Raw genomic sequence first — 23625 nt, 5'->3', positions numbered from 1 at the left:
TGTCCGGCGGCCAGACCGAACCCAGGCTGGCCCCAGGAGGGCCACCCTCCTGGGCGCACGACCGGATACCTTTTCGGAGTGGGAACGCCACTGGGGGATTTCATCCGGGCCAGACGTGACAGCATCCAGCCGGAGTCCTGCGGGCTGCCGGACCGTGACCGCCGCCGGTCACCCGGTCTGCGGCGGCAGGACCTCGCCGCGCGGGCCGGTGTCAGCGTCGAGTATCTGACCCGTATCGAGCAGGGCCGCGACCGCAACCCGTCTCCGGCGGTCGTCAACGCCCTCGCCGACGCGCTCCGTCTCAGCCCCTCCGAACGCAACCACCTGCGCTACCTCGCGAAGATCACCGGCGAGGGGTGCTCGGTCCACATCCGGCCCGTGCCGCCGTCCCGGCACGTGCGGCCGTCCGTCCTGCGGACACTGAGTCTCCTCGAACCCGGTGTCGCCATCGTGACCAACCGGCTGGGTGACGTCCTCGCCCACACCAGCGGCTACCGGTCGATCACCGAGGGAACCGGCCTGCTCGACGCCGCCCGTCCGAACCTCAACCGCTACCTGTTCACCGACCCCCGCGCCCGGACGTTCTTCGTCGACTGGGACGACGTCGCGGACGAGCAGGCCTTCGACCTGTGGCAGGCGCCGTCCCTTGAGAACCTGGAGTGGCTCACCGCCGAGCTCACCCCCGTCGCCGGGCCTGACCTCACCCGCCGCCTGAGGCGTCACGCGGTGCCGCGACGTGGTGTTCTCCGGCTCGACCACCCGGAGGGACACCGGCTTCGCCTGCTTCGCGAGACGTTCGAACTGCCCGCCGAGGCGCAGCAGCTCGTCGTCTTCCTCCCCGCCGACGACCGGACGGCCGAGGCCGTCGACCACCTCCGGCGCCGCTCCCACGGCCGTCTCCGGTCCATCTCCTGAGGGATCTCAGGAGACGGGCTTCGACCGGGCCGGGCAGACCTCTCAAGCCGGGCCGTGGCGCCGGCCGCGGACACAGATCACTCCCTGAACTGCTCGGCGTACTCGGCGGAGGGCTCGATCGGTGTGATCACGTCGATCAGCACCCCGTTGGGGTCGGCGACGATGAAGTGCCGCTGCCCGAAGTCCTCGCTGCGCAGCTCCAGTTCGGGCCGCAGGCCGTGCCGTACGACCAGCCGCTCCCACTCCGCGTCGACGTCCTCCACCTCGAAGTTGAGCAGCAGTCCCCGCACCGGCGCCCGGTAGGCCTCGGGCAGCGACGGGTGCCGGTGGTCGAGCAGAGCCAGCTCGTACGGCTGCGCGCCGGGACGCCGCAGGCTCACGTACCAGTCCGCCTCGAAGGTCGGTTCGAAACCGAACAACTCGACGTAGAAGTCCCGGCTCTCGGCCAGGTGCTCGGTGCAGACGACCGGATAGAAGCTGGTCAGGATCATGGCGAACCCCTTTCACATACCGTTGGTATGCGAAAGCTAGTTGGCGTACCATCGGTATGTCAAAAGCGCGAGGAGGGACATGGGCAGAGCAGAGCAACGCGAGCAGACCAGGCGCGCACTGCTGCGGGAGAGCAGGCGGCTGTTCGCGGCCGAGGGGTACGGAGCCGTGGGCCTGACCCAGATCGTCGACGCCGCCGGCGTCACCAAGGGTGCCCTCTACCACCACTTCGACGGCAAGACGGCGCTGTTTCGCGCCGTCCTCGCCCAGGTGCAGGAGGAGGTCGGCCGGCACGTGGCCGCGACCGCCGACGCCGAGCCGGACCCCTGGGACCGGCTCGTCGCCGGATGCCACGCCTTCCTCACCGCGAGCACCGGCCCGGACGTCCGGCGGATCATGCTGATCGACGGCCCCGCCGTACTCGGCTGGAGAGAGTGGCGCGCCCTCGACGAGGCCGCCTCGGCGCGTCATCTCGCCGACGCGCTGACCCTGCTGATGGAGACCGGTGTCATCCCCGAGCGACCGGTCGCCCCCCTGACCCACCTGCTCTCCGGCGCCATGAACGAGGCCGCCCTGTGGCTCGCCGACTCGGCCGACCCCGGCGACCTCGCCGAGACCGAAGCCGCCCTCACCCGCATGCTGGAGTCCCTGCGCTCCTGACCCTCACCTGAGGACGACCGTGACCCCATGCTCCTCAAGGTGGCCCACGACCTCCCCGAAGTAGGAGGGCAGCCCCTCCGCCGGCGCCCGGCGGGCGACGGCGGCGTCATGCCAGATCAGGGTGAAGGGCGCCACCACCCCGAATCCACCGCACAGACAGTCCGTGAAGGCGCTCCATCCCCAGCCGTAGTATCCGCCGGGACCGAGGAGGGCCTCACCCATCGCACAGTGCAGACCGGGCACGTCCGTGGCGAACCGGCCGTCGAGGTGGTACACACCACCCGAGCGGTCGGGCCGCCTGGCACCCATGTCGCGGTGGATCGCGAGATGGCTCCACTGGCGCCTGCCCTCCGCGGAGTACGGCGCCCACTGGTTCGGCGTCGCCGGGATACCCCGGTACCAGACATCCCAGATCGGACGGGCGAGCAGCGGAGGGCGGTCCTTCCCACCGTCGGTGAGGGTGATGTCGATCAGGGTGCCGCCGAGCGTCGACGGGCGTGCTCCACCGATGCCCAGGCCGACGGTGTGGTGCGCCATCACTCTGCCGTCGCGGTCCAGCGCCCACAACCCGGCCCAGCCCCCTTCCCACTTCCGCGGCCTGCGCAGTACGGCGCGCAGCCGTTCGGTGGGCTCGCAGCCGACGAGTTCCAGGGGAATCGTCTCCGGCGCCGCACGCGGGGCGAACAGGCCGTCCACCCGGAGGCAGTGGCCCACGGTCTCAAGGTCTCCGGCGGTCGCGACGGACAGTTCGAACCGCGGTGACGTGGGCAGTCTTTCCCTGCTGAACCCGTCCTGCCTGACCCCGGCCCCCACGACGACGTCGACCAGCGCCGGATCGGCCTGGCAGGGATGGTGGGTGATGACGACGACGTCCGCCAGCTCCCACCGCCGCGTCGGTCGCGGGTCGTCCCTGATCTCGACGCACAGGTCACCCAGCAGACCCGTCGCCTCACCGGGCCGGTCGATCGCCGCACGCAGCGGGCCCTCGGGGGCGCACCCGCGCAGCGTCAGGACCTCCCTCGGCGGCGGCACCGGGTCCGCGAACAGCCCCTCGACACCCGCGCAACGCCCCCAGAGCTCCGGTTCGCCGTCGTCGTCCTCATCGACCAGGAGGTACTTCACCGGGAAACCCCGGTCCCATGCCGTGTCGTTCATCAGAGGAGGTCAGCCTTCCGCGGACCAGGTGCGGGTGTAGGCGTCGATCAGCCATCGGTCGGCGCGGTCCCCGTCGGGGGTCTCGGGCAGCGGCGAGGTGGACAGCAGCTTTTCGAGACGCGCTTCGAGGTCGGCGGCGACGGCGAGGGTCTCCTCCCTGGTGTACTCGCCTTTCCTGATGCCGATGATCAGGGACCGCCACGGTTCGGGCATGGGGAGGGTGATCGTGCCGTTTTCCATGAGCTCGACCCCCTGCGCGCCGAGGCGGACCATGTGCCCCGCGAACTTCGTGTCGTACCCGTGCAGGGCGATCAGCTCGGGCCGGTTGGTGCGTTTCCCGTTGGGGTGCCCCACCATGCGGTCCCGCTGGGACCGGAGATAGCCGAGGAAGCGGTGGCCCGCCTGGCGGGACAGGATGAAACCGGGCCCCTCCGCGAGAAGGTCACGGCCGAGGTCGGTGATGGAGACGATCTCGGACTCGGGCACGAAGAGCCCCAGCAGGACCGTGGGGTTGCCGTCCAGGGCCAGCCGCATCCACTTGCGGAGACTGTAGACGGTCAGATCGAGATCACCGTGGCCGGAGCGGACGCCTTCGGGCTGGGTGCGATAGACGTACTGGTCGAACCTGCGCAGCCCCACGACGTAGGCGGCGGGCTCGACGCAGATGCCCATCTCGTCGCGGTCGTCGGTGCCCGCGATGGCCGTGCCGTGCAGCCCGGACCCGACCTGGAAGCGGAAGATCGTGTGCTTGTCGGCGATCTCCTGAAACTCGGGGCCGCCGTGCTTCATCCACCCGACCATCAGTAGTTCCCCTCGGCGACCTGGAGCACGGTCAGGCCCAGCGAGCGCCACATGGCGGTGACGGAGGCCCGGTCGTCGATGACCCCGGCGACGGGACGGTGGGCGAAGCGCCTGGTGTAGATCTCGCGCTTCACGACCGTGTCGGGCCGGTCGTCGTGGTCACCACGCATCCACACCTCGGTGTCGCCGAGGCTGGTGACGTGGGTGGCGAGCCACATCTCGGTCTGGCGGCGGCACTGCTCCTTGCGTCCTGAGACGAACGCGACGGGGTGTCCGGCGAGGAGAAGGGCCTGGACGACGGCGACGACGGGAGGGTTGGGCACGTCCTCCCCCACCCGGTGCCAGTCGTACGGGCGCCGGTCTCCGCGCAGAGCGAGAGTGCCGTCGATGTCCACGATCCACACGGGATTCACCGGACATCGCACCTTTCAACCCCGAAGACTGGCATTTCGCTCACTTTTCTTCCTCTGTGGAGGGAACGGAGGAAAGAGGCTAACAGTGAGATCGTTATTTCCTCTTCGGATTTCCCCTTGAGAGCGACACCCCGAGGCTGACGACCGCAGCCAGGAGGGGGAAGACGGCCGTGGCGCCCCAGCGCCACTCCCCCGCCCAGATCCAGGCGAGCAGCATCGCCACCGCCATGGCGAACAGGGCGAGCGCCAGCCACATGGCGGGGCCGGAAGGGGTCACCTCGGCCTGGGTCCTGACACTCCACTGGCTCGGTGGCAGACCGGCGTCGCGAAGCGCCTGGACGACGGCGCCGTACTGGTCATCGGTCACGTCGGTGACCGTGATCCGCAGAGTGGTCACTGCTGTTTCCTCGCTTCCGGTCCGAAGAGGTCCATTTGACCCTCTCCCGGACCGGGACCACCACCGGCGTGCCCGCTCGTTCCACCCCCACGGGGAGGCGGCGCACAGGGCCGCGTGCGGGACGCCGACCGGTTGGGTTCACGGGCGCGGGAAAGGAAGCCGTCCTCGTTCAGGGGAAAGGCGTCTGAAACTCCGTGCCGACGGTCAGGCCCGTGGGAGGGATTCCTGGGCGAAGGCGATGACGATGTATCTGCCGTTGGCGTAGCTGGTCACGGGGCGCTGGAGCAGCTCTCCCGCCCTGCGGGCCACCGACTGGAACAGTTCGACCATCTCCGGGGTGTCGGCGGACACCCGGAAGCTCCCGTCGGTGGTGAGGTGGTGGACGACGAGGGGGACGAAGCCCGCCTCCGCCCGGACTCTCTCCTCCTGGTCGAGGGGGGTGCGCCGTGTGCTGGGGGGAAGGGTCATCGCTGTGCTCCTCGTGGTCGCCGGCCCTCCAGCATGCCACCGCGCACGACCGGCACGAACTCCGTGCCTCGGGACGAGAAGACCACCGAACCGCGTCCGGCCGGCGGGGGAACCGGGGGCGGCCGGACGCGGGCCGTCACTGCACGAGCTGCCACAGGCCCGGGGTGTTGGGCGGCGCCCAGCTCAGGTTGCACGTGTGACTCGCCAGGCAGCGGTAGATGTGGCCTTCGTAGTAGTACAGGTCGCCCACGTTGCAGGAACGTCCGACCTGCCAGGCCTGGATCCCCACCGCGTGGTGGGCGACCTCGGCCGTCGCGGGCTGCGCGCCGTACGGGATGGCGCCCAGCGCGGCGGCGGTGAGAAGGGCGGCGATGACACTGCGCTTCATGGTGCCTCCTTCAGGGGGTTCCTCCCACAATGTCCGTGCTCGGCGGGAACCGATAGCCAACGTTTTTCCATGCCCCGCCGCTATACCTCCGGCCGGACCGTGCCCTGATCCGCCCTCCCCGTTCTCCGGGAGGCCCGGTCGTCAGTGTGGCCGTACGGCCTGGAGCGGGCGCAGGGGGGCACGGGCCTTCAACAGCATCTCCTCGTACTCGGCGACCGGGTCCGAGTCCAGCACGACGGCCCCTCCCGCGCCCACGGTGAGGTGGCCGTCGCCGATCACCGCGGTGCGGATCACGATGTTGAGGTCGCTCGCGCCGCTGAGCGCGAAGTAGCCGAGCGTCCCGGAGTAGATCCCCCTCGGAGCGCCTTCGAGCCTGTCGATGATCTCCATGGTCCTGATCTTCGGCGCGCCCGTCATCGAGCCGCCGGGGAAGCAGTGCCTGGTGGCGGTCAGCGCGTCCACGTCCGCGCGCAGCCTGCCCCGTACGGTGGAGACCAGCTGGTGCACGGTCGTGTACGACTCGACCGCCATGAAGTTCGGCACCTCGACCGTGCCGACCTCGCAGATCCGCCCCAGGTCGTTGCGGAGCAGGTCCACGATCATCAGGTTCTCCGCGCGGGTCTTGGGGTCCCCGGCCAGGCCGTCGCGGACGAGACGGTCGAGGACGGGGTCGGGGTTGCGCGGGGCCGTACCCTTGATCGGTTTCGACTCCACGGTGCGGTCACGGGTGACCCGCAGGAAGCGTTCCGGTGAGGAGCACGCGACCCGGTGCCGGTCCCACCGCAGGAAGGCCGCGTACGGCGCGGCGTTGAGCAGGCGCTGGCGCGTGTAGAAGTCCAGCGGGTCCCCGGTGTACGGCAGCCGCGCCGTGGTGGTCAGGCAGATCTCGTAGCTCTCCCCCGCCCGCAGCAGGCGGTGGCATTCGGCGATGTCGGCCAGGTAGCCGTCGCGGGAGCGGGCCAGCCATGGTTCGACGTCGAACTCCTCCTGGGCGGCGGGTCGGGCGGCGGGTTCCCCGGGGGTTCCCCCGGCGGGCAGGTCCGCGGCGACCAGGTCGGCCCAGTGGTCGGCCTCCCGCGCGTCCTCGGGGCCGGGCCCGGCCAGGGCGACCACGTAGGTGCGGCCCGCCAGGTGGTCGATCGCGACGAAACGGGTGGCCGAGATCCACACGGCGTCCGGCAGGCCGGAGCGGTGGGCGGCGGCTCCGGACGACCCGAACGACTCGGCCTTCATCTCGTAGCCCAGGTAGCCGACGTATCCGCCGTCGAGGTCGAAGGGCAGGCCGGGGTCGTCGCCGAGCGCGCGTTCGGCCAGCCGCCTGGCGAGAACGTCGTAGACGGAGCCGGGCAGGGAGGTCGTCGTGCCGTCGGCGGCCGTCGAGGTGACCTTCCCGTCGCCGACCCGGTAGCGCAGTGTCTCGCCGTGGCGGCCGCCTCCGTCGCCGACGAAGGAGAACCTGGACAGACCGGGTTCGACCCGGCTGCTGTCGAGCCAGAAGGCCGAGGGGCTCTCGGCGAACCAGCGGCGGAAGGTCCGCTCGGCGTCGGCCTCGAAGGCGGCGGTGCGCACCCTGAGGCGCCATCCACCGCTTAGCCCGCGCTCCCCCGGTGCCACCGGGCCGTGCTCCACCAGGGGATCGCGGTCCCGTGAGGGCACGGCCTCAGGCTCGTGCTCCCGTGAGGGTACGGCGTCACCCCGGGTGAGGGTGATCCGCTCGCGGGCGAGGGTGGCGAAGTTCTCCACCAGGCGGGCGCCGTACCGGGTGCCGACGGACTCGGGGTGGAACTGCACCCCCCACCAGGGGCGCGTACGGTGCCGCAGCGCCATCGTCACCCCGTCCCCGGTCCAGGCGGTCGTGACGAGGTCGGGCGCCCCGCCGGGTTCGACGCACAGCGAGTGGTAGCGCACCGCGGCGAAGTCCTGCGGGATCCCGGTGAACAGGTCCGTCCCCAGATGCCTGACCCGGTCGACGTAGCCGTGACGCGGCTCGGGGGCGGGCACGACCTCGCCACCGGCCAGCCAGCCGAGGGCCTGGTGGCCGAGGCAGACGCCGAGCACGGGCAGCCGGGTCGTGCGCAGCAGGTCGGCGGCCAGTCCGAGATCGCGTGGCTCCTGCGGTCTTCCCGGGCCGGGTGAGACCACGATCGCGTCGTAGCCCGCCTGGTCGGCCTCCCGCAGCGCGGCCGAGTCGTTGCGGGCCACGACCGGCATCCGCCCGTAGACCTGGGCCATGAGCTGCGCCAGATTGAAGGTGTACGAGTCGTAGTTGTCGATGAGCAGCACCCGCACGACGCCTCCAGGGTCAACGGCCTGCCGCCGGGAACGGAACGCCGCCTGGAGCTCGTCGGCCCGTGAGACGATTCGGCGCGGCCGTTTGTCCCTTTCGTCCCCACACGGCGCCGCCAAGTCTACGGTCACCCCGGAGGTTCCCCCGGACGGCGGAGACCGCGACCGGAGTTAGCCTGAGGGGGTGGACATCGTCACCGGCACCTACCCGCTGGGCCCGGGCAACGGTCCGCTGCTGGTGCGCACGACCCGCACCGGGCTGGGCGCCAAGGCCGGGCACGACCTGACGCTTGAGGCGGCCCGCTGGCACGGCGAGGCGGTCGTGGACGCCGAGGACCCGGCCCGTTCCTCGGTGTCCGTCGAGGTGGACGCGACCTCGTTCCAGGTGCGCGAGGGGGTCGGCGGGGTCAGGCCCCTGAGCGACGCCGACCGGCGGGACATCCTGCGCAACATCGGGGAGAAGGTCCTGGGCACGGCCCGGCATCCGGTGATCGCGTTCCGGTCCTCCCTGGTAGCGGGCGCCCCGGAGGCGTTCCGCGTCGAGGGCGACCTCACCCTCGCCGGGGTCACCCGGCCCGTCACGATCGACGCCCTGCTGGCGGACGGGCGTGTGCGCGGCTCCGTCACGCTCACACAGAGCCGGTGGGGCATCAAGCCCTACTCCGCCCTGTTCGGCGCGCTGCGCCTGAGCGACGAGGTCGGCGTCTGGTTCGACCTGGTTCTCGCGCCGGACGTCCCTTCGCGGGACGCCTGACGGATCCCGCCCCTCACAGGGCTCTTGACACCCCGCCCGATCGCCCCGAACCTCTCACGGGGCGCCTCACACCGCGCCCGTCCGGCTCCTCACCCCGTGAGCCGCCTCTCCCGCGGGGCGCTTGACCCGGCGCGCCATCAGACTTCCCAGGCCGCCAGATAACCCCTGTTTTAGGGGAAAATATGACGATATATGGTACGCGCTTGCGGCATTCCGTGCACTGCGGAAGGATCACCGGACACGCTCCGCCACCGTCCGTCATCACCCCCCGGGCGGGCGGACGCGCCCGCACATTGACAGATGACGCCACAGGAGGCTGTCGTGCAGCCGCAGGAGAGCATCGAGCGGTTCGGATACCGGCAGGAGTTGCGCCGTGGGATCGGCCTGGTCGACCTGGTGTTCTACGGCCTGATCTTCATGGTCCCCATAGCCCCGTTCGCGATCTTCGGTTCGGTCTACTTCACCTCGGGCGGCATGCCGGTCCTGACCTACCTGGTGGGAATGGTCGCGCTGCTGTTCACCGCGGCCTCCTACGCGCAGATGGTCAAGGCGTTCCCGCTGTCCGGTTCGGTCTACAACTACGCGGGCCGTGGCATCTCCGCGCCGGTCGGCTTCATGACCGGATGGGCGATCCTGCTCGACTACGTGCTCGCCCCGTGCCTGCTGTACCTCGTCGCCTCGATCGCGATGCACTCGACCGTGCCGCAGATACCGGTGTGGCTGTGGCTGCTCTTCTTCGTGGCCGTCAACACCGTGATCAACCTGCGGGGCATCCGGATGACGATGAACCTCACCAAGGTGATGATCATCGCCGAGCTGGCCGTACTGGCGCTGTTCCTGGTGATCGGCTTCTGGGCCCTGCTTGAGGGCAGGGGCAGGGACTTCAGCCTCTCCCCGCTGTTCAACCCGGAGACCTTCTCCTGGCCGGTCGTGTTCGGCGCGGTGTCCATCGCCGTCCTGTCCTTCCTCGGCTTCGACGGGATCAGCATGCTGGTCGAGGAGTCGACCGGCGGATCCGCCCAGGTCGGCAGGGCCATGCGGCTGGCCCTGATCCTGGCGGGCGTGCTGTTCGTCGCCCAGGTCTGGGTCGCCGCCCTGCTGGTGCCCGACCCCGAGGGGCTGCTGAAGCAGGCCTCGGACACCGCCTTCTACGACGCCGCGGCCGTCGCGGGCGGCGAGACGCTCTCCCACATCGCCGCGACCGCGACCGCGATCTCCTGGGGGCTGGCCAACACCCTGGTCGCCCAGGTCGCCGTCTCCCGCCTGCTCTACGCGATGGCGCGGGACAGGCAGCTGCCGTCCTTCCTGGCCAAGGTCTCGGTGCGGCACTCGGTGCCGACCAACGCCATCCTGCTCGTCGCCGGGCTCTCCGTCACGCTCGGGCTGTTCATGTCCGCCAGGGAGGACGGCGTCAGCCTGCTCGGCAGCCTGATCAACATGGGCGCGCTGGTCGCCTTCGTCGTGCTGCACGTCTCGGTCATCGTGCACTACGTGGTCCGCATGCGCTCGACCGCCTTCTGGTCGCATCTCGTCGTGCCGCTGGTCGGGATGGCGATCCTGATCTTCGTCGTGATCAACGCCAACGTCATGGCCCAGACGGTCGGCCTGCTCTGGCTCGCCCTGGGCGCCCTGGTCCTGGCCGCCCTGTACGCCATGGGCCGCAGGCCGTCCCTGCCCGACCTGCCGGGTTCCCACGAGGCAGGGGAGAGCAAGGCCGTACACGGCCGGTAGGGGCCCCGCCCTGTCCCGGACCGGCCGCTGCTAAGGACGACCTCGGCGAAGGCGAAAGACGACCGTAGCGAAGGACGACCACGCATGAACGGGCTGCCGCTCCCCCAGGAGCTGTACCTCATCGCCCACGACCAGTCGGGCAGACCCCTGGTCCATCCCTCGTCGATGGCCATCGGGCTGGCCGGGGCCGCGCTGCTCGAACTGGTCGTCGGCGAACGTGTCACCGTCTCCGGCGGCAGGGGCGCCCTGGCCGACGACACCCCTCTCGGTGACGCGGTCGTGGACGGCCTGCTGTCCCTGGTACGGCGGGACCGCTCGGGCGGGGACGTCAGGTCCTGGATCAGGCAGGCCGCCGGGGAGGTCTACCAGCACACCCAGGCGAGCCTGGTCGCCGTGGGCGCCCTCGCCCAGGTGACCAGGCGCCGCATGGGCCTGCTCTCGCAGACCCGCCACGAGATCACCGACATGGCGTGGGTGGTGCGGGCCTGCTCCGGGGTGCGCGCCGCGGCGGAGGGCAGGGAGCCGCCCGACGCGCGTTGCGCCGCGCTGTGCGGCCTGGTCGGCGTGCTGGAGGTGGACGCGGCGCTCTATCTCGGCCAGCCGTCGAACCAGCTCGTCGTCCGCCTGCGCGCCATCGCCGCCGAGCACTCCCCCATGATCAGGGAGGTCATCGGCATCGTCGAGACCCTCATCCGCGATGCCGCCGTCGCCATCTACCGCTGACCCCCAGGAGACCCGGTGCCGTTCACCGCAGTGATCTTCGACTTCTTCGGGACGCTCACGCCGTCCACCCCGGCGCATGTCTGGGACGACCACGCGGCCCGCAGCGCCGCCCCACTGGGCATCCCCGTCCCGGTCTGGCGGGCCGCCCTCGACTCCTCCTTCGAGGAACGGGCCACCGGCTCCCTCGGTGACCTCAGGAGCACCATCCTGACCCTCGCCCGCCGCTGCGGCGTCGATCCGGGCGAGACCGCCCTCACCGCCGCGTGCTCCGCCCGCGCCGAGGCCCAGCGGGAGCTGTTCACCCTGCGCGACGACGCGCTCGGCACGCTGGGCGCGATCCGGGAGCGTGGGCTGGCCGTCGGCGTCCTGAGCGACTGCACGGCCGAGCTGGTGCGGGCGTGGCCGGAGCTGCCGCTCGCCTCCCTGGTGGACGCGGCGGTCCTGTCGTGTGAGATCGGCAGGCGCAAGCCCGATCCCGAGCTGTTCCTGCTGGCCGCGCGGCGGCTCGGGGTGACGCCCGGGGAGTGCCTGTACGTGGGCGACGGCGGCGGCCGTGAGCTCACCGGGGCCACGGCCTGCGGCATGACGGCGTTCATGCTCTACGCCGACGACTGGGAGAGCGCGGACGCCCAGCCGAGGGAGCACGACTGGGCCGGTCCCCGCCTGTCCCGCCTGTCGGCGGTGCTCGACGTCCTCGGCGCGGCCTGAGCACGGTTCATCCGCCGGGAAGCAGGGTGGGCAGCACCACCTCCTCGATGACGAAGACCGGGGTCTCCTGGGCGTCGGGCAGGTTGTACCGGCCCGAGGTCACCACGACGACGAGCCCGAGGTCGGGCCGTACGTACAGCCGCTGCCCCCCGTTGCCGACCCCCGCGACCCAGCCTGGCCCGAGAAACCACTGGTAGCCGTAGTCGAGCCCCTCCCCGATCGCCACGTACGGCGTGAGCATGCGGGAGATCCACGGGGAGTCCGACTCCAGGACGTGCCGGCCGATCCCGGCCAGGTCCCTGGGGGTCAGCCTGAGCCCGGAGGCCGCCGCCGCGACGCCGTCGCCGCCCCTGGCCCACTCGAAGGCCGTGATGCCGAGCGGTTCGAACAGCGCCGTACGCGCGAACTCCTCAAGCGGCACGCCGGTTCCCCTGGCGATGAGGCCGCCGAGAAGGGTGGAGGCGCCGCCGCAGTACCGCCAGGTCGTGCCCGGCTCCTCGACGGACGGACGTTCCAGGACGTACCGGTAACGGTCGGGCGCCGTCTCCATCGCGATCTCGCTGTTGGCCGGGCTGGTGTAGGGGACGCTCTCGTCCCACTCCAGGCCCAGCGTCATCGTCAGCGCGTGTCCCACCGTCAGTCCGGTACGGCCCGCTAGATCAGGATATTCTGGGAAACACGCGTACAGCGGTTCGGCGGGGTCGGGGACATGGCCTCCCTCCAGGGCCATGCCGTACAGCAGGCCGACGACGCTCTTGGTGACCGACCTGAGGTCGTGGAGCGTGTCCGGCCCGAACGTGACGGTGCCGAGGGGGGCGTTCCAGGCGACGTCCGGCCCCTCCCCGTAGTATTCGAAGATCAGGTCCCGCCCGCGTGTCACGACGACGCCGTGCAGATCCGGCGCCCTGCCCTCACGCACGATCTCGGCCAGCGCGGCTTCCATGTCCATCGGCATGCCTCCCCTTGTACGGCCTGACACGGTGTCAGGGTCCAGCGGCCGGTGGCCGTCAGGGAAGGGCCCGTCGTGAGGGCGGCCTGAGCGCGGACCCCGGAAAACCCCCTTGACCTCAACGTTTGTTGACGTCCCACGCTTAAGAAATCCCGAAATTTCCCGTTGAACAGGAGAGATATGCGAAAAAAACAGATCCTCGTCCTTGTGGCCGTCCTGCTGTCCACCGTCTCCCTGCCGATCACCCTGACCGGCGCCTCCGTCGCCCTGCCGGACATCGCCGCGGACCTGGGCGCGCGGCTCGCCCCCGTCCAGTGGGTGGTGAACGGCTACAACGCCACCTTCGCCAGTTTCATGCTGGTCTCCGGTTCGCTGGCCGACCTGGTCGGCAGACGCCGTGTCTACGCGGCCGGGGTCGCGGTGTTCGCCGTCACCGGCCTGCTGAGCACCCTCGCCACCGACATCGTGCTGCTCGACGTGGTCCGCGCCGTCGCGGGAGCGGGCGCGGCCGCCGCGGGGGCGAGCGGGGGCGCGCTGCTCGCCACCTCCTTCGAGGGGCGGGCCAGGACCCGTGTCTTCGGCCTGTTCGGCACCGCGCTCGGGGTCGGCCTCGCCTTCGGTCCCACCGTCGCCGGAGCGCTGATCGGCGCGTTCGGCTGGCGCATGGTGTTCGGCCTGCCCGCCGCGGTGGCACTCGCCGTACTCTGCGTGGTGCCCCTGCTGCCCGAGTCCCGGGACCCGGCGCCCCGCCGCGTCGACACCGGCGGGGCCGTCACGTTCACCCTGTTCCTGCTCCTGCTGATCACCGGCTTCGTCGAGGGGCCCGACCTCGGGTGGACCTCGCCGCTGCCGTTGGCGGCCTTCGCCGCCTCCCTGGTGTGCCTCGCGGTGTTCGCCGGGATCGAACGGCGCAGGCCGGACCCGATGTTCGACTTCGGGCTGTTCACCGGCCCGCGTTTCCTGGCCTTCTCCACGGCGGCGGCGACGATCGTCTGCGTGCTCGTGCCGCTGCTGGTCTACCTGCCGTCCTACTTCACCGAGGTGCTGGAGATGAGCCCGCAGCGGGCGGGCGCCACGTTGATCATGCTCACCGCCCCGACGCTCGTCCTGCCCTCGCTGATCGGGCCGGTCACCAGATGGGTGTCACCGGCGGCCGTCGTCGTGCTGTCGCTGGTCCTGGTCGGCGCCGGGGCCGCCTGGCTGGCGCTGGCCGGGCCGGAGGCCGGGACACCCGGTCTCGCGGGACCGCTGCTGACGATCGGGCTCGGCGTCGGCGCCTCGATCGGGCTGATCGACGGGGTGGCGATCGGCAGCGCCCCCGCCGACCGGGCGGGCACCGCCGCGGGCATGCTCAACACCGCGCGGCTGGGCAGCGAGACCATCGCCATCGCGGTGTGCGGTGCCGTACTGGCCGCGACCACCGGAGGACGGCTGGCCGGACCCGGCTTCACCGAGGGGCTGCGGCTGACGCTCTGGGCGATGACGGGTCTCACGCTGCTTTCCGTGCTGCTGTGCGCGTTCCTGCTGCGCGGCGGCTCCGCCGTACGGCAGGCGGCGGGGAAAGGCGTTTCCGTGTGATTCCGAAGGGCCCGCAAATTACCCCCAAAACCTCCATGGAATTAAGGCCGGGAAAGGGCGACCGTTCACCGGCAGCATGCCGTATTCGCCTCCGCCCGTTTGGCCTCTCCCACCCCCTCCAGCAGGCGCCGCGGGCCGGAGCCCAGCCTGCCGAGCGTGTCGTCCGGGTTGGCCATCGGGCAGCGGTCGATCGACAGGCATCCACAGCCGACGCAGTCGGTGAAGTCGTCACGCAGCTTCTGGAGCTCGCGGATCCGGGCGTCGAGCTGGTCACGCCACCGCGTGGACATGCGCTCCCAGTCCTGCCGTGTGGGAGGACGCGCGCTCGGCAGGTCCTCCAGGGCGGTGCCGATCTCGGCCAGCGGTATCCCCACCCGCTGCGCGACGCGGATCAACGCCACCCGCCGCAGTGTGTCACGCCGGTAGCGCCGCTGGTTGCCCTCCGTGCGGCGGCTCGTTATGAGCCCCTGCCGTTCGTAGAAATGCAGAGCGGATATCGCGACACCGCTGCGCGTGGAGAGTTCCCCGACACTGAGTTCAGCCGGAAGGTCACCCATCCTCCCCCCTCCCAGGCATCAATAAATATTGAGGTTCTCGCGCGAATATTACTCCAGCCGACGGCCGGGTTTTCCGGGGAGAAAGAACGACCCCCGTGGGCGCCGAGGAGGCGGCGGCCCACGGGGGTCGTCGGGAGAGGGGATTGCGGGGTTACCTCAGCGGGCGGGGCAGGCTGATGGTCAGGATGCGGCTGGTGACGCCGGAGTCGACCAGACGGCCGTCCGAACCGAAGGAGCCGAGGCCGAAGTCGTTGTCGTTGGCGATCGCGATGGTCTTGGGGCCGAGGACGGTGACGCCCTCGATCTTGCCGGGCAGGCCGGGGATCGCGGCCAGGTCGACGGCCAGGGACTTGGTGGCGACGGTGACGTTCTTGGGCAGCGAGGCCTCAAGGGAGGGCTTGGTCGCCGGGTCGTCCTGCGCGCCGCCGAGGAGGTTCGTCGCCCGGCGCACGTCGACGGTGTACAGGCGGGCGACCGCGTCGGTGCGCTCCTGGAGCAGCAGACGGCCGGGGCTCAGCACGTTGAGGGCGGAGATCTTCATGTCGCCCTGCTCGGCCTTGGGGTCGAAGGTCGCGACGTTCTCCATGCTGTAGGCCCACTCGGCGGTCGGCCGCCCGGTGCGCAGGTCGACGCGCAGGATGCGGGTGACGCTCGACGCCTTGCCCGTCTTCTTGTCGGGGTTGCCCAGCGGGCTCTGCACGGCGACGTAGAGGGCGCGCTCGGAGGGCGAGATGCCCAGCGCCTCGAAGCCGCGGTTCTGCTGGCGGTTGGCGAAGATCGCGGGCAGCGTCTCGCGGACCGGGTAACCCGTCCCGGTCAGGTTGAGGCCCTTGGGCACGTACCTGGCCAGGATCCGCCCGTCGGCCGCCACGTGCACCAGGGAGGGCGAGTACTCCTCGACCAGCCAGAAGCCGCCGCGCCCGTCGGCGACGATGTCCTCGGTGTCCAGGCCGTTCGGGTCGTAGGGCAGTTCGGCCGTGCCGTCCCAGGTGTAGGGAACCTCGTCGTGGCCCTCCTGGTTCGACACACCGGTGATGGGCGTGCCGTCGGACGTCTTCAGCGTGATCGTCTCGGCGATCTTCGCCTTGCCGTTCCGTACGGCGACGCGCACGATGGCGGGCGCGAACTCCGGCACCGGGAAGGTGCGCCGCTTCTCACCGTTGATCTTCGGCTCGCCGTTCGGGCCCCGGTCGGTGACCATCCAGTACTCGCCGGGACGGCCCGCCGGGTAGAGGCCGCTGCCGACACCGCCCAGCTTCACACCGCGGTCGTCCTTGACGAGACCGCTCTCGAACTCCGCCAGGGCGGGGGCGGGCAGCGTCACGTCGGAGGTGACCCGCGGAGCCTTCTCCTTGGGAGCGGCGGCGGCGGGAGCCACGGCCGCGCCGGTGAGGGCGACGGTGAACGCCGCCGCGGTGGCGAGGGCGGCGAGGAGGGGACGTGACATGGAGCTTTCCTTTACGACCTGGTCTGTGACGAGATCCGGAAGCTATCGACGCCGGGCGACCTGAACCCTAAGCCCGGGTGAACACGAAGAGAAGGCGTACGGTGACACCGGACACACTGAGCTGCCTCCCACCTGCGATCTTGCTCATCCACGGGCGGGATTTTCCGTACGGCCACGGCCTCCCGGGTGGCCCCTCGCGGGACAGGGACCTCCTCGCAGGGCAGGTGCCCATCCGAACGCGGCCCCTCCCCTACGCGCCCCGTCCGGGCGCCGGACGCCGGACGCCGGAAAAGGAGAGCCGGTGTGTCCACGCGGAGCCCACCGCGCGGACACACCGGCGTACCCGGCCCCCTACCCCTCGGTCACCGGGCCTGTCACCGGCCGGGAACCCCCGGGGTTCCTCACCGGTCCAGGTTGACGAAGACTCCCTTGACCTCGGTGTAGGCCTCCAGCGCGTACGGCCCCATCTCCCGGCCGGTCCCGCTGGCCTTGAAGCCGCCCCAGGGCGCGGCGGGGTCGGGGACGTGCAGCATGTTGACGAACACCGTGCCCGCCCGTACGGCGGCGGCCAGCGTGTGCGCGGTCGACAGGTCCTTGGTCCACACCGAGGCGGCCAGGCCGAACTCGCTGTCGTTGGCCCGCTCCGCGATCTCGTCCAGGTCGTCGTAGGCCATGACGGGGATGACCGGGCCGAAGATCTCCTCCCTGGCGATCCGCATGTCGTCGGTCACCCCGGCGAAGACGGTCGGCCGGTAGAAGAAGCCCTTCTCCAGGTCCCCGTCGGCACGCTGCCCACCGGTCACCAGCTGGGCGCCCTGCTCGACACCGGAACGCACGAAGCCGTCCACGTTGCGCAGGTGCTCCTCGGTGACGAGCGGGCCCAGGTCGGTCGTGTCGGACAGGCCGGGGCCCAGCCGCAGCGCGGCGGCAGCGGCGGCGGCCTTCTCGGTGAACTCGTCGACCCGGCTGCGGTCCACGTAGAACCTGGAGTAGGCGGCGCACACCTGGCCGCTGTTGAACAGGGCGCCCTGGACACAACCGGCGACGGCCCTGTCGAGGTCGGCGTCGTGCGCCACGATCGTGGGGGTCTTGCCGCCGAGCTCCAGGGTGACCCGCTTGAGGTTGCCCGCAGAGGCGCGCATGATCTCCCGGCCGACCTCGGTCGAGCCGGTGAAGGACACCTTGTCCACCCCGGAGTGCGCCACCAGGGCGCGGCCGACGTCGGGGCCGCCGGTGAGGAGGTTGACGACGCCCTCGGGCACCCCGGCCTCGACGCACAGCTCGGCCAGGCGCAGGGCGGTCAGCGAGGTCTGCTCGGCCGGCTTGATGATCACCGTGTTGGCGCAGGCCAGCGCGGGGGCGAGCTTCCAGGTGAGGATCATCAGCGGGAAGTTCCACGGCGTGATCAGCGCGCAGACCCCGACCGGCTCCCTGCGGGTGTAGTGCAGGGTGTTCGGCAGGGAGATCGGAGAGGTCGCGCCCTCGATCTTGGTGGTCCAGCCCGCGTAGTAGCGGAAGTGCTCGGCCGCGCCCGTGACCGAGACGCCCCTGGCGACCCCGAGCGGCTGTCCCTGGTCCCTCGTCTCCAGGTACGCCAGCTCCTCGCCGTTGGCCTCGATCAGGTCCGCGATCCGCCAGAGCACCCGCGCCCGTGCCGCGGGCGACATCTGCGCCCAGTCGGGGTTACGCAGCGCCTTCCTGGCCGCGTCGACGGCGGCGTCCACATCGGAGGCGTCGGCCTCGGCCAGTTCACCCAGCGGGGCGGCCGTCGCCGGGTCGTAGGTCGTGAAGGTCCGCCCTGAGTTGCCGGAGCCCCACTCACCACCGATGAGCAGCCTGCCGGGCTTCTCCAGGACGGGAGAGTCGGGACCGCTCTCCTGCGGTCGCAGAAACGTCGACACTGCCATGTTCTCCACGGCCTCCCCGTGCTCGCTGTCGCCCTTCGACCGCCTGTAGGGACGGTCAGGATCAGTTGTACGGCGTCGCGCACCGAGCGGCCTTGTCTGTGACGGCACAGCACTTGCCTGTCACGCTCCAGCGGTTTCCGGTTACTGTCATGTGACAGGGACACTGCGGGACCATTGCCAAATAACGGCACGCGATGCACCATTCCTGCAGTTGGACGCACCGCCCCATGCAGGAGGAAGCATGTCGTCTCTACTGCGCACAGCCGACCTGCCGGCCCGCGAACGCGCCGACTTCTGGTGCTCGGCGATCTCCGAGGCGTTCGTGCCCCTCGACATGACCCTCGCCAACGGCGAGACGTTCCGGGGCCAGATGCGCAGCAGAAGCCTCGGCGTGATGCTGGTCAGCGACGTCGCGGCCGACGCCCACAAGGCCGAACGGACCCGCCGTCTGATCGCCAGGTCGGAGACCGACTACTACAAGCTGAGCATGCCGCTGCAGGGCTACTGCCTGGTCATGCAGGACGGCCGTGAGGCCCCCCTCACCCCCGGCGACCTGGCCGTCTACGACACCAGCAGGCCGTACACCGTGGCCTTCGACAACACCTGCCGGATGCTGGTGCTGATGTTCCCCCAGCGCTTCCTGAGGCTGCGGCCGCACGAGATGCACCAGGTGACGGCCAACCGCGTCTCCGGACGCCAGGGAGTCGGGGCGCTGGTCTCCCCGCTGCTGATGAACCTCGTCACCAAGATGGACGAGATCGGGGAGAACCAGTCGCTCCAGCTGGCCGACAACATCCTCGACCTGCTCGCCACCCTGTTCTCCGAACGGCTCGGCAAACAGGGCACACCGCCGCCCAGCTCCCCCCAGTCGCTCCTGCTGCGCATCAGGGCCTTCATCGAGGCCCACCTCGACGACGGCAACCTCACCCCGGACACGGTCGCCGCCGCGGTGCACATCTCGACCGGCTACCTGCACAAGCTCTTCAGGATGGAGGGAACCACGGTCTCCCGGTTCATCAGGGAACGCAGGCTGGAGCACTGCCGCCGCGACCTCGTCGACCCGGACCAGTGGACGCTCTCGGTCAGCACCGTCGCCGCCCACTGGGGCTTCGTCGACGCCGCCCACTTCAGCCGCCTCTTCAAGGCGACCTACGGCGTCTCCCCCCGCGAATACCGCCTCACCAGGGACGCCCAGGGCGGGATGGCGGTTTCTGCTTGGGAAACGGCGTAGTCCTACCTCTTTGCTCCGCCTTCGGCGTCGCAGGGCTTGGGCGCCCCGAGTCGGCGCTTTCCCTCGTCACTCCGTCGCTGCGCTCCTGCGTTCCTCAGTCCAAGCACCGACGCGCCCAAGCCGAAACTCTTCACTCTTGGGGCCGGTACCCCCAACCTAAAACCCTTCCGCCACGCAACGGCGCGTTCAGGTCGGGTTCTCTTGCGATGTGAGCCTGACGTTCCACCGCTTCGGTGGGCTGCGCTGACTCCATGCCGGGTCGCCCACGCTCTCGGTGGGTTCCCCGCGCCCCAGCAGAGACCGGGGAGGCCGATGTGGCGCAGGAGATCTGGGTCAAGTACCGGGTGCGTGACCTCACGGCGCCGTAGGGACTATCCGCCGTTGAGGAGGGTTCTGATGTCGCTTTCTCGGTAGCGGCGTTGGCGGCTGGGGGTTCTCACCGAGGGGATGCGGCCGGTCAGGGCCCAGCGGTTGACGGTTTTGGGGTCCACACCGAAGATCCTGGCCACCTCGCCGGGGGTGAGGAGGCGTTCGGTGGTGTCCGGTCCGGTGGTGAAGGTGCCGTCGGGCGTGACGACCTTGAGGGGGGACATGTGGTTCTCCTTGGGTCCCGTATGGGGCGGGTTCAGGCGCGGATGATGTGGGTGATCTCGTCCTGGCGGCCGAGGGCTTGGGCCAGGCGGTGGACGGTGGTGCGGGCGAGGACGTCACGTGCCCCGGCGGCGTGCTGGGCCGGGGTGACCGGCTGGTAGCGACAGGCCCACCACCGGGGCAGACCGGGCACGTTCCGGGCCTGGTATCTCCAGCCGCGATGGATGGTGCCGAGCAGTTCTATGAGCCGCTGCTCACGCTCGGGATCATGGTCGGTCATGGACGGTCCCTTCGTAGCCGGACAGCGATCACCGGCCATGCGAGAGAGTCCCGCGCCGTGATCCACAGAGTCGGCTCGACCCCGGCGCCATGTCAGGAGTTCTCCCGGTTCTCCGGAGGCGCTGTGGGCGTGGGCGGGTTCAGAGGCGCTCCGGGGGGTTGAGGCTTGGTCTCTGCGCCCGGGAGCCCGGGGAGGGCTATGGAGAGCAGGTCGAGCAGAGCGCTCAGCGGGTTCTTCACGGGACTCCTGTCCGCGACGGATGGCGACGGATGGCAGGCAGGGCGCCCGGCCGGCGGGTCCGCCTGGCCGGGCACCCGAGGAGGCCGGTCACTCCGTGGTGACCGGCGCCGACGGGCTCCCCTTCCCCGATGCGCTCGGGAGCCGCCGTTGGGTGTGCGGCCCAGGCCCCTCCTCCTGGACCGCACGTTCACGGGGTACGGCGGGCAGGGGGTGGGATGGGTTCCCCGCCCGCCGTACCGGCTCGGAAGATCACGCCTCGGAAAGCGGTCGGGGACGGTCCGGCGCTCGGGACCGAGGATCGCCACGCTCGCCCAGGGACGGTACGGCTCCGCGCCGAACGGCCGGGAGTCGGGTTCCGCCGCGTTCGGCCAAGGGCGGTACGGCGTCGCGCCGGACATCCGAGGCCGGGCGTCGCCGTACCCGCTCAGGGGGCCGTGCCCGCTCGGGAGCTCGCCCCTGCCCGGAAGGCCCTGCCTGCCCGGGAGGCCGTACCTGCTCAGGAGATCCTGCCTGTTCAGGAGGTCGTGTCTGCTCGGGGATGGGTGGGAGGGTCCGCCGGATGAGGGTTGTCTCCACCTGGTGGATCTGTTGCCGAAGCCCTTCTGCGTCGGGGTCGGAGACGATGAGTGGTTCGGGGGTCGGCCAGGCCGCGATGGCGTAGAAGCGGCGCCGGCCCAGGCTGTAGAACACGCTCCATCCCTGGATGGAACGGTCCATGTTTTCCGCCTCGGAACGGGCGGGGCCGTCCCACAGCCGCCGGTACACCTGCGTGAGCGGTTGCCCGTCCCGGTGCCGCCCGCTGTGCCGGGGTCGTCCGATCACGACGCGGCTCCCCGGGCGATCTCCTCCTGGTGTTCGACGACGGCCCGAATCTCGTCGAAGGTGTCGGCGTCCACATCCGGTTCGGCCCCGGCCCTTCGTGCCGCATCGGAGAAAGGTTTCCGGCGAAAAGCCCAGAAACGGCCCTGGTCACTGAGAATAAGCCGCCAGCCCGGGATGGTGGGCGAGGGCACAATGGCTTTACCATCGTGCACGGATCGCACCTCCTTTGCGATCAAGGGACCCCGTACGGCACTGCCCGCCTGCGGGGTTCCGCTTTACAAAGACCTTGCTGATGCCATAGTTGAGGCACGTCGTAAGCGGGACAAGACCCGCCGACTTTCAAGCGAAACATGTAAGCCATGTAGCAAACACAGGCGAGGACCAATGAGCGCGGAATCCCAGGAGTGGCACGAATTCGGCAGGGCATTACGAAAGTCACGAAAAGGACATCAGATAACCCAGCGGCAACTCGGTGAGCTGATCGGCTGGGCCGACTCGATGGTGAGCCGTTGGGAGTCGGGCACCCTCACCCCTTCGGCCGAGGCGATCGAGGCTCTCGACTCTGCACTCACCGCCGAAGGGAAACTGATTTCTCTCGGACTGCACGCCGCCATGGCCGATAGCAATCGGCTCCGGAAGGGTACCGTCGAGGCAAAAGCCTCAACGCGGGATGAGGATGACAGCATGGAGCGCAGACGACTGATGCGAGATGCCGCCGCCGTCGCTGTCGGAGGGGCGGTGGCACCCGTACTGGCCACCCTGACCGATGCCTGGCAGAGCTACGGACCGCGCATCTCCGGAGCGAGCGTCTCACAGGAAATGATCGACGACTGGGAGGAGGCGGCCGAAGCCCACTGGGAACGGAGCTACTACGACTCGCCCGCCGCCGTCCTCGCGGCCCTTGCCGTGGACTACGCCGACCTCGCACCTCACCTCGGCCGCACCCAGCCGGAGGCCGTCGAGCGGAACCTCTCCCACGCCGCCGCGCGTTTCAGCGCCCTGATCGCCGGGGCCTGGTACGACCTGGACAACCGTCGAGAGGCGTTGCGGTGGTGGAATCGGGCTCACACACTGGCCGACGCCTCCCGGGACAGCGCGCAGTCGTCCCTGACACGGAGTTGGGAGGCGTCACATCGGCGCCATGACGGCGACGACGTCCTGCCACTGCTTCAGGAAGCCCGGCGCCTGGCCGGGGATCGGCCAAGCCTAACGCTGTTCTCCGCGCTTCGCGTGGAGGTCCAGGCGCTCGCGATGCAGGGCCGTACCGAAGAAGCGATCATCGCCCTCAACCGGGCCGAGAACGTGCTGGAGGCCCTTCCCGCGCAGACTCCGGGAATCCGACCCGACTGGTACAGCCGCAGCCTGGTCTATACCCTCGCGGGCGACGATCGGAAGGCCGAGGAAGCGCGAGACGCCGCGGGAAAGGCGTACGACGCCGCCCACCTCATGTCCACCGTGCTCGAACTGCACCGAGCGGCGACACAGGCGCGGACCGATCCCGAGCAGGGCGCACAATATGCCTTGAGCACCTTGAACGGCCTTCCCGCCAAACGACGTGACCGTCAAGTCACATCGAGCGCTCGGCTTGTCCTCACCACACTTCCCGAGAGGGCGAAAGCCCTGCCTGCCGTGAAGGAACTCCGCGTGCTGACGGCCAGTAAGCCAGCCTGACTCACACACGACAATGCCCCACCGGTCGGCGATCGGTGGGGCATACGTTTCCGGGTTCACGGTTCTTGACGGCTCAAATGCCTGGGCCGTCAAGAACCGTGAACCCGTAGAACTCCGATAACACCATGAACGGAGAAACCCCAGTTCGGGAAGGGTCCTCAGAAAGCCCGTGTGTTCGCCAGGCGGGTAGGTCCCAGGCTGGACGGTGGGGTCGCCGGGCCATATGCAAGGAACAACGGGCATGAAATATACCGAAAGGAAAGAAATTCAACCCCTGCTAAAGATGACCGGCATGGGCACCGACCAGGCCAAGCGGGGTGCCGGGACAGCCCGAACCGGGAGAAGGTCGAGGTGGCCCCAACATCGACGGAACAGACCCCGTTGCCGGAGGGTGGAAAGCTGGCCCTGTTCTCCGAATGTGGCTTTTGATCAGAGGCGCCGTGCGGATCGACCCCTGAAGCGAC

24 protein-coding genes are annotated in these 23625 nt (G+C 70.1%); 9 read left to right on the top strand and 15 right to left on the bottom strand.

The features are described 5' to 3' along the window. The first annotated feature begins 78 nt into the window (after positions 1–78). A complete protein-coding gene (locus ABT340_RS11510; protein ID WP_352010618.1) occupies positions 79–915 on the top strand; it encodes a helix-turn-helix domain-containing protein in 837 nt (278 codons plus the stop codon). A gap of 77 nt (positions 916–992) precedes the next feature. On the opposite strand, the gene ABT340_RS11505 is transcribed toward ABT340_RS11510, so the two are convergent. Beyond that, positions 993–1406, bottom strand: coding sequence for a VOC family protein (locus ABT340_RS11505; RefSeq protein ID WP_352010617.1), 414 nt, complete (start codon positions 1404–1406; stop codon positions 993–995). A gap of 79 nt (positions 1407–1485) precedes the next feature. Here ABT340_RS11505 and ABT340_RS11500 point away from each other — a divergent pair, with 79 nt between their 5' ends. Next, positions 1486–2064 carry a TetR/AcrR family transcriptional regulator gene (locus tag ABT340_RS11500; RefSeq protein ID WP_352010616.1) on the top strand — a complete coding sequence of 193 codons (579 nt, stop codon included), beginning with the start codon at positions 1486–1488 and terminating at the stop codon, positions 2062–2064. A 3-nt stretch (positions 2065–2067) separates the two neighbouring features. On the opposite strand, the gene ABT340_RS11495 is transcribed toward ABT340_RS11500, so the two are convergent. The 7 genes from ABT340_RS11495 to pabB all read right to left on the bottom strand — a co-directional run bounded on the left by ABT340_RS11495 (position 2068) and on the right by pabB (position 7975). Further along, positions 2068–3219, bottom strand: coding sequence for a barstar family protein (locus ABT340_RS11495; RefSeq protein WP_352010615.1), 1152 nt, complete (start codon positions 3217–3219; stop codon positions 2068–2070). A 9-nt stretch (positions 3220–3228) separates the two neighbouring features. Beyond that, positions 3229–4008 carry a nucleotidyltransferase domain-containing protein gene (locus tag ABT340_RS11490; protein WP_352010737.1) on the bottom strand — a complete coding sequence of 260 codons (780 nt, stop codon included), beginning with the start codon at positions 4006–4008 and terminating at the stop codon, positions 3229–3231. An 11-nt stretch (positions 4009–4019) separates the two neighbouring features. Then, positions 4020–4433, bottom strand: coding sequence for a phosphatase domain-containing protein (locus tag ABT340_RS11485; protein ID WP_352010614.1), 414 nt, complete (start codon positions 4431–4433; stop codon positions 4020–4022). A 94-nt stretch (positions 4434–4527) separates the two neighbouring features. Next, on the bottom strand, positions 4528–4830 hold the full coding sequence (locus tag ABT340_RS11480; RefSeq protein ID WP_352010613.1) for a hypothetical protein: 303 nt from the start codon (positions 4828–4830) through the stop codon (positions 4528–4530). Positions 4831–5034: 204 nt separating this feature from the next. Continuing rightward, positions 5035–5298 carry a hypothetical protein gene (locus ABT340_RS11475; RefSeq protein WP_352010612.1) on the bottom strand — a complete coding sequence of 88 codons (264 nt, stop codon included), beginning with the start codon at positions 5296–5298 and terminating at the stop codon, positions 5035–5037. A gap of 136 nt (positions 5299–5434) precedes the next feature. After that, on the bottom strand, positions 5435–5686 hold the full coding sequence (locus ABT340_RS11470; RefSeq protein WP_352010611.1) for a carbohydrate-binding protein: 252 nt from the start codon (positions 5684–5686) through the stop codon (positions 5435–5437). Between the two features lie 141 nt (positions 5687–5827). Further along, complete coding sequence (gene pabB / locus ABT340_RS11465; protein WP_352010610.1) at positions 5828–7975, bottom strand: aminodeoxychorismate synthase component I; 2148 nt, start codon at positions 7973–7975, stop codon at positions 5828–5830. 181 nt (positions 7976–8156) lie between these two features. Between pabB and ABT340_RS11460 the strand changes: the two genes are divergently transcribed. The 4 genes from ABT340_RS11460 (at position 8157) to ABT340_RS11445 (ending at position 11888) form a co-directional block, all read left to right on the top strand. Then, a complete protein-coding gene (locus ABT340_RS11460) occupies positions 8157–8726 on the top strand; it encodes a YceI family protein (protein WP_352010609.1) in 570 nt (189 codons plus the stop codon). Between the two features lie 321 nt (positions 8727–9047). Further along, complete coding sequence (locus tag ABT340_RS11455) at positions 9048–10457, top strand: APC family permease (protein ID WP_352010608.1); 1410 nt, start codon at positions 9048–9050, stop codon at positions 10455–10457. Positions 10458–10541: 84 nt separating this feature from the next. Further along, on the top strand, positions 10542–11180 hold the full coding sequence (locus ABT340_RS11450) for a GOLPH3/VPS74 family protein (RefSeq protein WP_352010607.1): 639 nt from the start codon (positions 10542–10544) through the stop codon (positions 11178–11180). Between the two features lie 15 nt (positions 11181–11195). Continuing rightward, entirely contained in the window at positions 11196–11888 is a 693-nt protein-coding gene (locus ABT340_RS11445) for an HAD family hydrolase (RefSeq protein WP_352010606.1), read from the top strand. Positions 11889–11895: 7 nt separating this feature from the next. On the opposite strand, the gene ABT340_RS11440 is transcribed toward ABT340_RS11445, so the two are convergent. Further along, on the bottom strand, positions 11896–12843 hold the full coding sequence (locus ABT340_RS11440; RefSeq protein WP_352010605.1) for a serine hydrolase domain-containing protein: 948 nt from the start codon (positions 12841–12843) through the stop codon (positions 11896–11898). Positions 12844–13017: 174 nt separating this feature from the next. Here ABT340_RS11440 and ABT340_RS11435 point away from each other — a divergent pair, with 174 nt between their 5' ends. Beyond that, on the top strand, positions 13018–14415 hold the full coding sequence (locus tag ABT340_RS11435; protein WP_352010604.1) for an MFS transporter: 1398 nt from the start codon (positions 13018–13020) through the stop codon (positions 14413–14415). Positions 14416–14480: 65 nt separating this feature from the next. Here the strand turns inward: ABT340_RS11435 and soxR are convergent, their stop codons facing one another. The 3 genes from soxR to ABT340_RS11420 all read right to left on the bottom strand — a co-directional run bounded on the left by soxR (position 14481) and on the right by ABT340_RS11420 (position 18320). Beyond that, positions 14481–14972, bottom strand: a complete 492-nt coding sequence (gene soxR, locus ABT340_RS11430; RefSeq protein WP_352010603.1) for a redox-sensitive transcriptional activator SoxR — start codon at positions 14970–14972, stop codon at positions 14481–14483. Positions 14973–15123: 151 nt separating this feature from the next. Continuing rightward, positions 15124–16419: an esterase-like activity of phytase family protein gene (locus ABT340_RS11425; protein WP_352010602.1), complete on the bottom strand. Its 1296-nt coding sequence runs from the start codon at positions 16417–16419 to the stop codon at positions 15124–15126. 401 nt (positions 16420–16820) lie between these two features. Beyond that, entirely contained in the window at positions 16821–18320 is a 1500-nt protein-coding gene (locus ABT340_RS11420) for an aldehyde dehydrogenase family protein (protein ID WP_352010601.1), read from the bottom strand. A gap of 247 nt (positions 18321–18567) precedes the next feature. Here ABT340_RS11420 and ABT340_RS11415 point away from each other — a divergent pair, with 247 nt between their 5' ends. Next, a complete protein-coding gene (locus ABT340_RS11415; protein ID WP_352010600.1) occupies positions 18568–19557 on the top strand; it encodes an AraC-like ligand-binding domain-containing protein in 990 nt (329 codons plus the stop codon). A 371-nt stretch (positions 19558–19928) separates the two neighbouring features. Here the strand turns inward: ABT340_RS11415 and ABT340_RS11410 are convergent, their stop codons facing one another. From ABT340_RS11410 to ABT340_RS11400, 3 genes are all read right to left on the bottom strand, one after another. Next, on the bottom strand, positions 19929–20150 hold the full coding sequence (locus ABT340_RS11410) for a BldC family transcriptional regulator (protein WP_352010599.1): 222 nt from the start codon (positions 20148–20150) through the stop codon (positions 19929–19931). 32 nt (positions 20151–20182) lie between these two features. Further along, the gene (locus ABT340_RS11405; RefSeq protein ID WP_352010598.1) at positions 20183–20428 is read right to left on the bottom strand and encodes a hypothetical protein; all 246 of its coding nucleotides are present in this window, start codon (positions 20426–20428) and stop codon (positions 20183–20185) included. 1058 nt (positions 20429–21486) lie between these two features. Next, positions 21487–21702, bottom strand: a complete 216-nt coding sequence (locus ABT340_RS11400; protein WP_352010597.1) for a hypothetical protein — start codon at positions 21700–21702, stop codon at positions 21487–21489. Between the two features lie 172 nt (positions 21703–21874). Here ABT340_RS11400 and ABT340_RS11395 point away from each other — a divergent pair, with 172 nt between their 5' ends. After that, positions 21875–23161 carry a helix-turn-helix domain-containing protein gene (locus ABT340_RS11395; protein ID WP_352010596.1) on the top strand — a complete coding sequence of 429 codons (1287 nt, stop codon included), beginning with the start codon at positions 21875–21877 and terminating at the stop codon, positions 23159–23161. The last annotated feature ends 464 nt before the right edge of the window (positions 23162–23625 follow it).

This window comes from Streptosporangium sp. NPDC000239, assembly GCF_040300765.1.
GTDB lineage: Bacteria > Actinomycetota > Actinomycetes > Streptosporangiales > Streptosporangiaceae > Streptosporangium.
This window is presented reverse-complemented; position numbering and strand designations above follow the sequence as displayed.

Bases quoted from the DNA above. Each gene is read 5' to 3' on its own strand.
- ABT340_RS11505 (WP_352010617.1), bottom strand. From the start codon at position 1,406: ATGATCCTGACCAGCTTCTATCCGGTCGTCTGCACCGAGCACCTGGCC.
- ABT340_RS11500 (WP_352010616.1), top strand. From the start codon at position 1,486: ATGGGCAGAGCAGAGCAACGCGAGCAGACCAGGCGCGCACTGCTGCGG.
- ABT340_RS11495 (WP_352010615.1), bottom strand. From the start codon at position 3,219: ATGAACGACACGGCATGGGACCGGGGTTTCCCGGTGAAGTACCTCCTG.
- ABT340_RS11490 (WP_352010737.1), bottom strand. From the start codon at position 4,008: ATGAAGCACGGCGGCCCCGAGTTTCAGGAGATCGCCGACAAGCACACG.
- ABT340_RS11475 (WP_352010612.1), bottom strand. From the start codon at position 5,298: ATGACCCTTCCCCCCAGCACACGGCGCACCCCCCTCGACCAGGAGGAG.
- ABT340_RS11470 (WP_352010611.1), bottom strand. From the start codon at position 5,686: ATGAAGCGCAGTGTCATCGCCGCCCTTCTCACCGCCGCCGCGCTGGGC.
- ABT340_RS11450 (WP_352010607.1), top strand. From the start codon at position 10,542: ATGAACGGGCTGCCGCTCCCCCAGGAGCTGTACCTCATCGCCCACGAC.
- ABT340_RS11440 (WP_352010605.1), bottom strand. From the start codon at position 12,843: ATGCCGATGGACATGGAAGCCGCGCTGGCCGAGATCGTGCGTGAGGGC.
- ABT340_RS11435 (WP_352010604.1), top strand. From the start codon at position 13,018: ATGCGAAAAAAACAGATCCTCGTCCTTGTGGCCGTCCTGCTGTCCACC.
- soxR (WP_352010603.1), bottom strand. From the start codon at position 14,972: ATGGGTGACCTTCCGGCTGAACTCAGTGTCGGGGAACTCTCCACGCGC.
- ABT340_RS11425 (WP_352010602.1), bottom strand. From the start codon at position 16,419: ATGTCACGTCCCCTCCTCGCCGCCCTCGCCACCGCGGCGGCGTTCACC.
- ABT340_RS11415 (WP_352010600.1), top strand. From the start codon at position 18,568: ATGTCGTCTCTACTGCGCACAGCCGACCTGCCGGCCCGCGAACGCGCC.
- ABT340_RS11410 (WP_352010599.1), bottom strand. From the start codon at position 20,150: ATGTCCCCCCTCAAGGTCGTCACGCCCGACGGCACCTTCACCACCGGA.
- ABT340_RS11405 (WP_352010598.1), bottom strand. From the start codon at position 20,428: ATGACCGACCATGATCCCGAGCGTGAGCAGCGGCTCATAGAACTGCTC.
- ABT340_RS11395 (WP_352010596.1), top strand. From the start codon at position 21,875: ATGAGCGCGGAATCCCAGGAGTGGCACGAATTCGGCAGGGCATTACGA.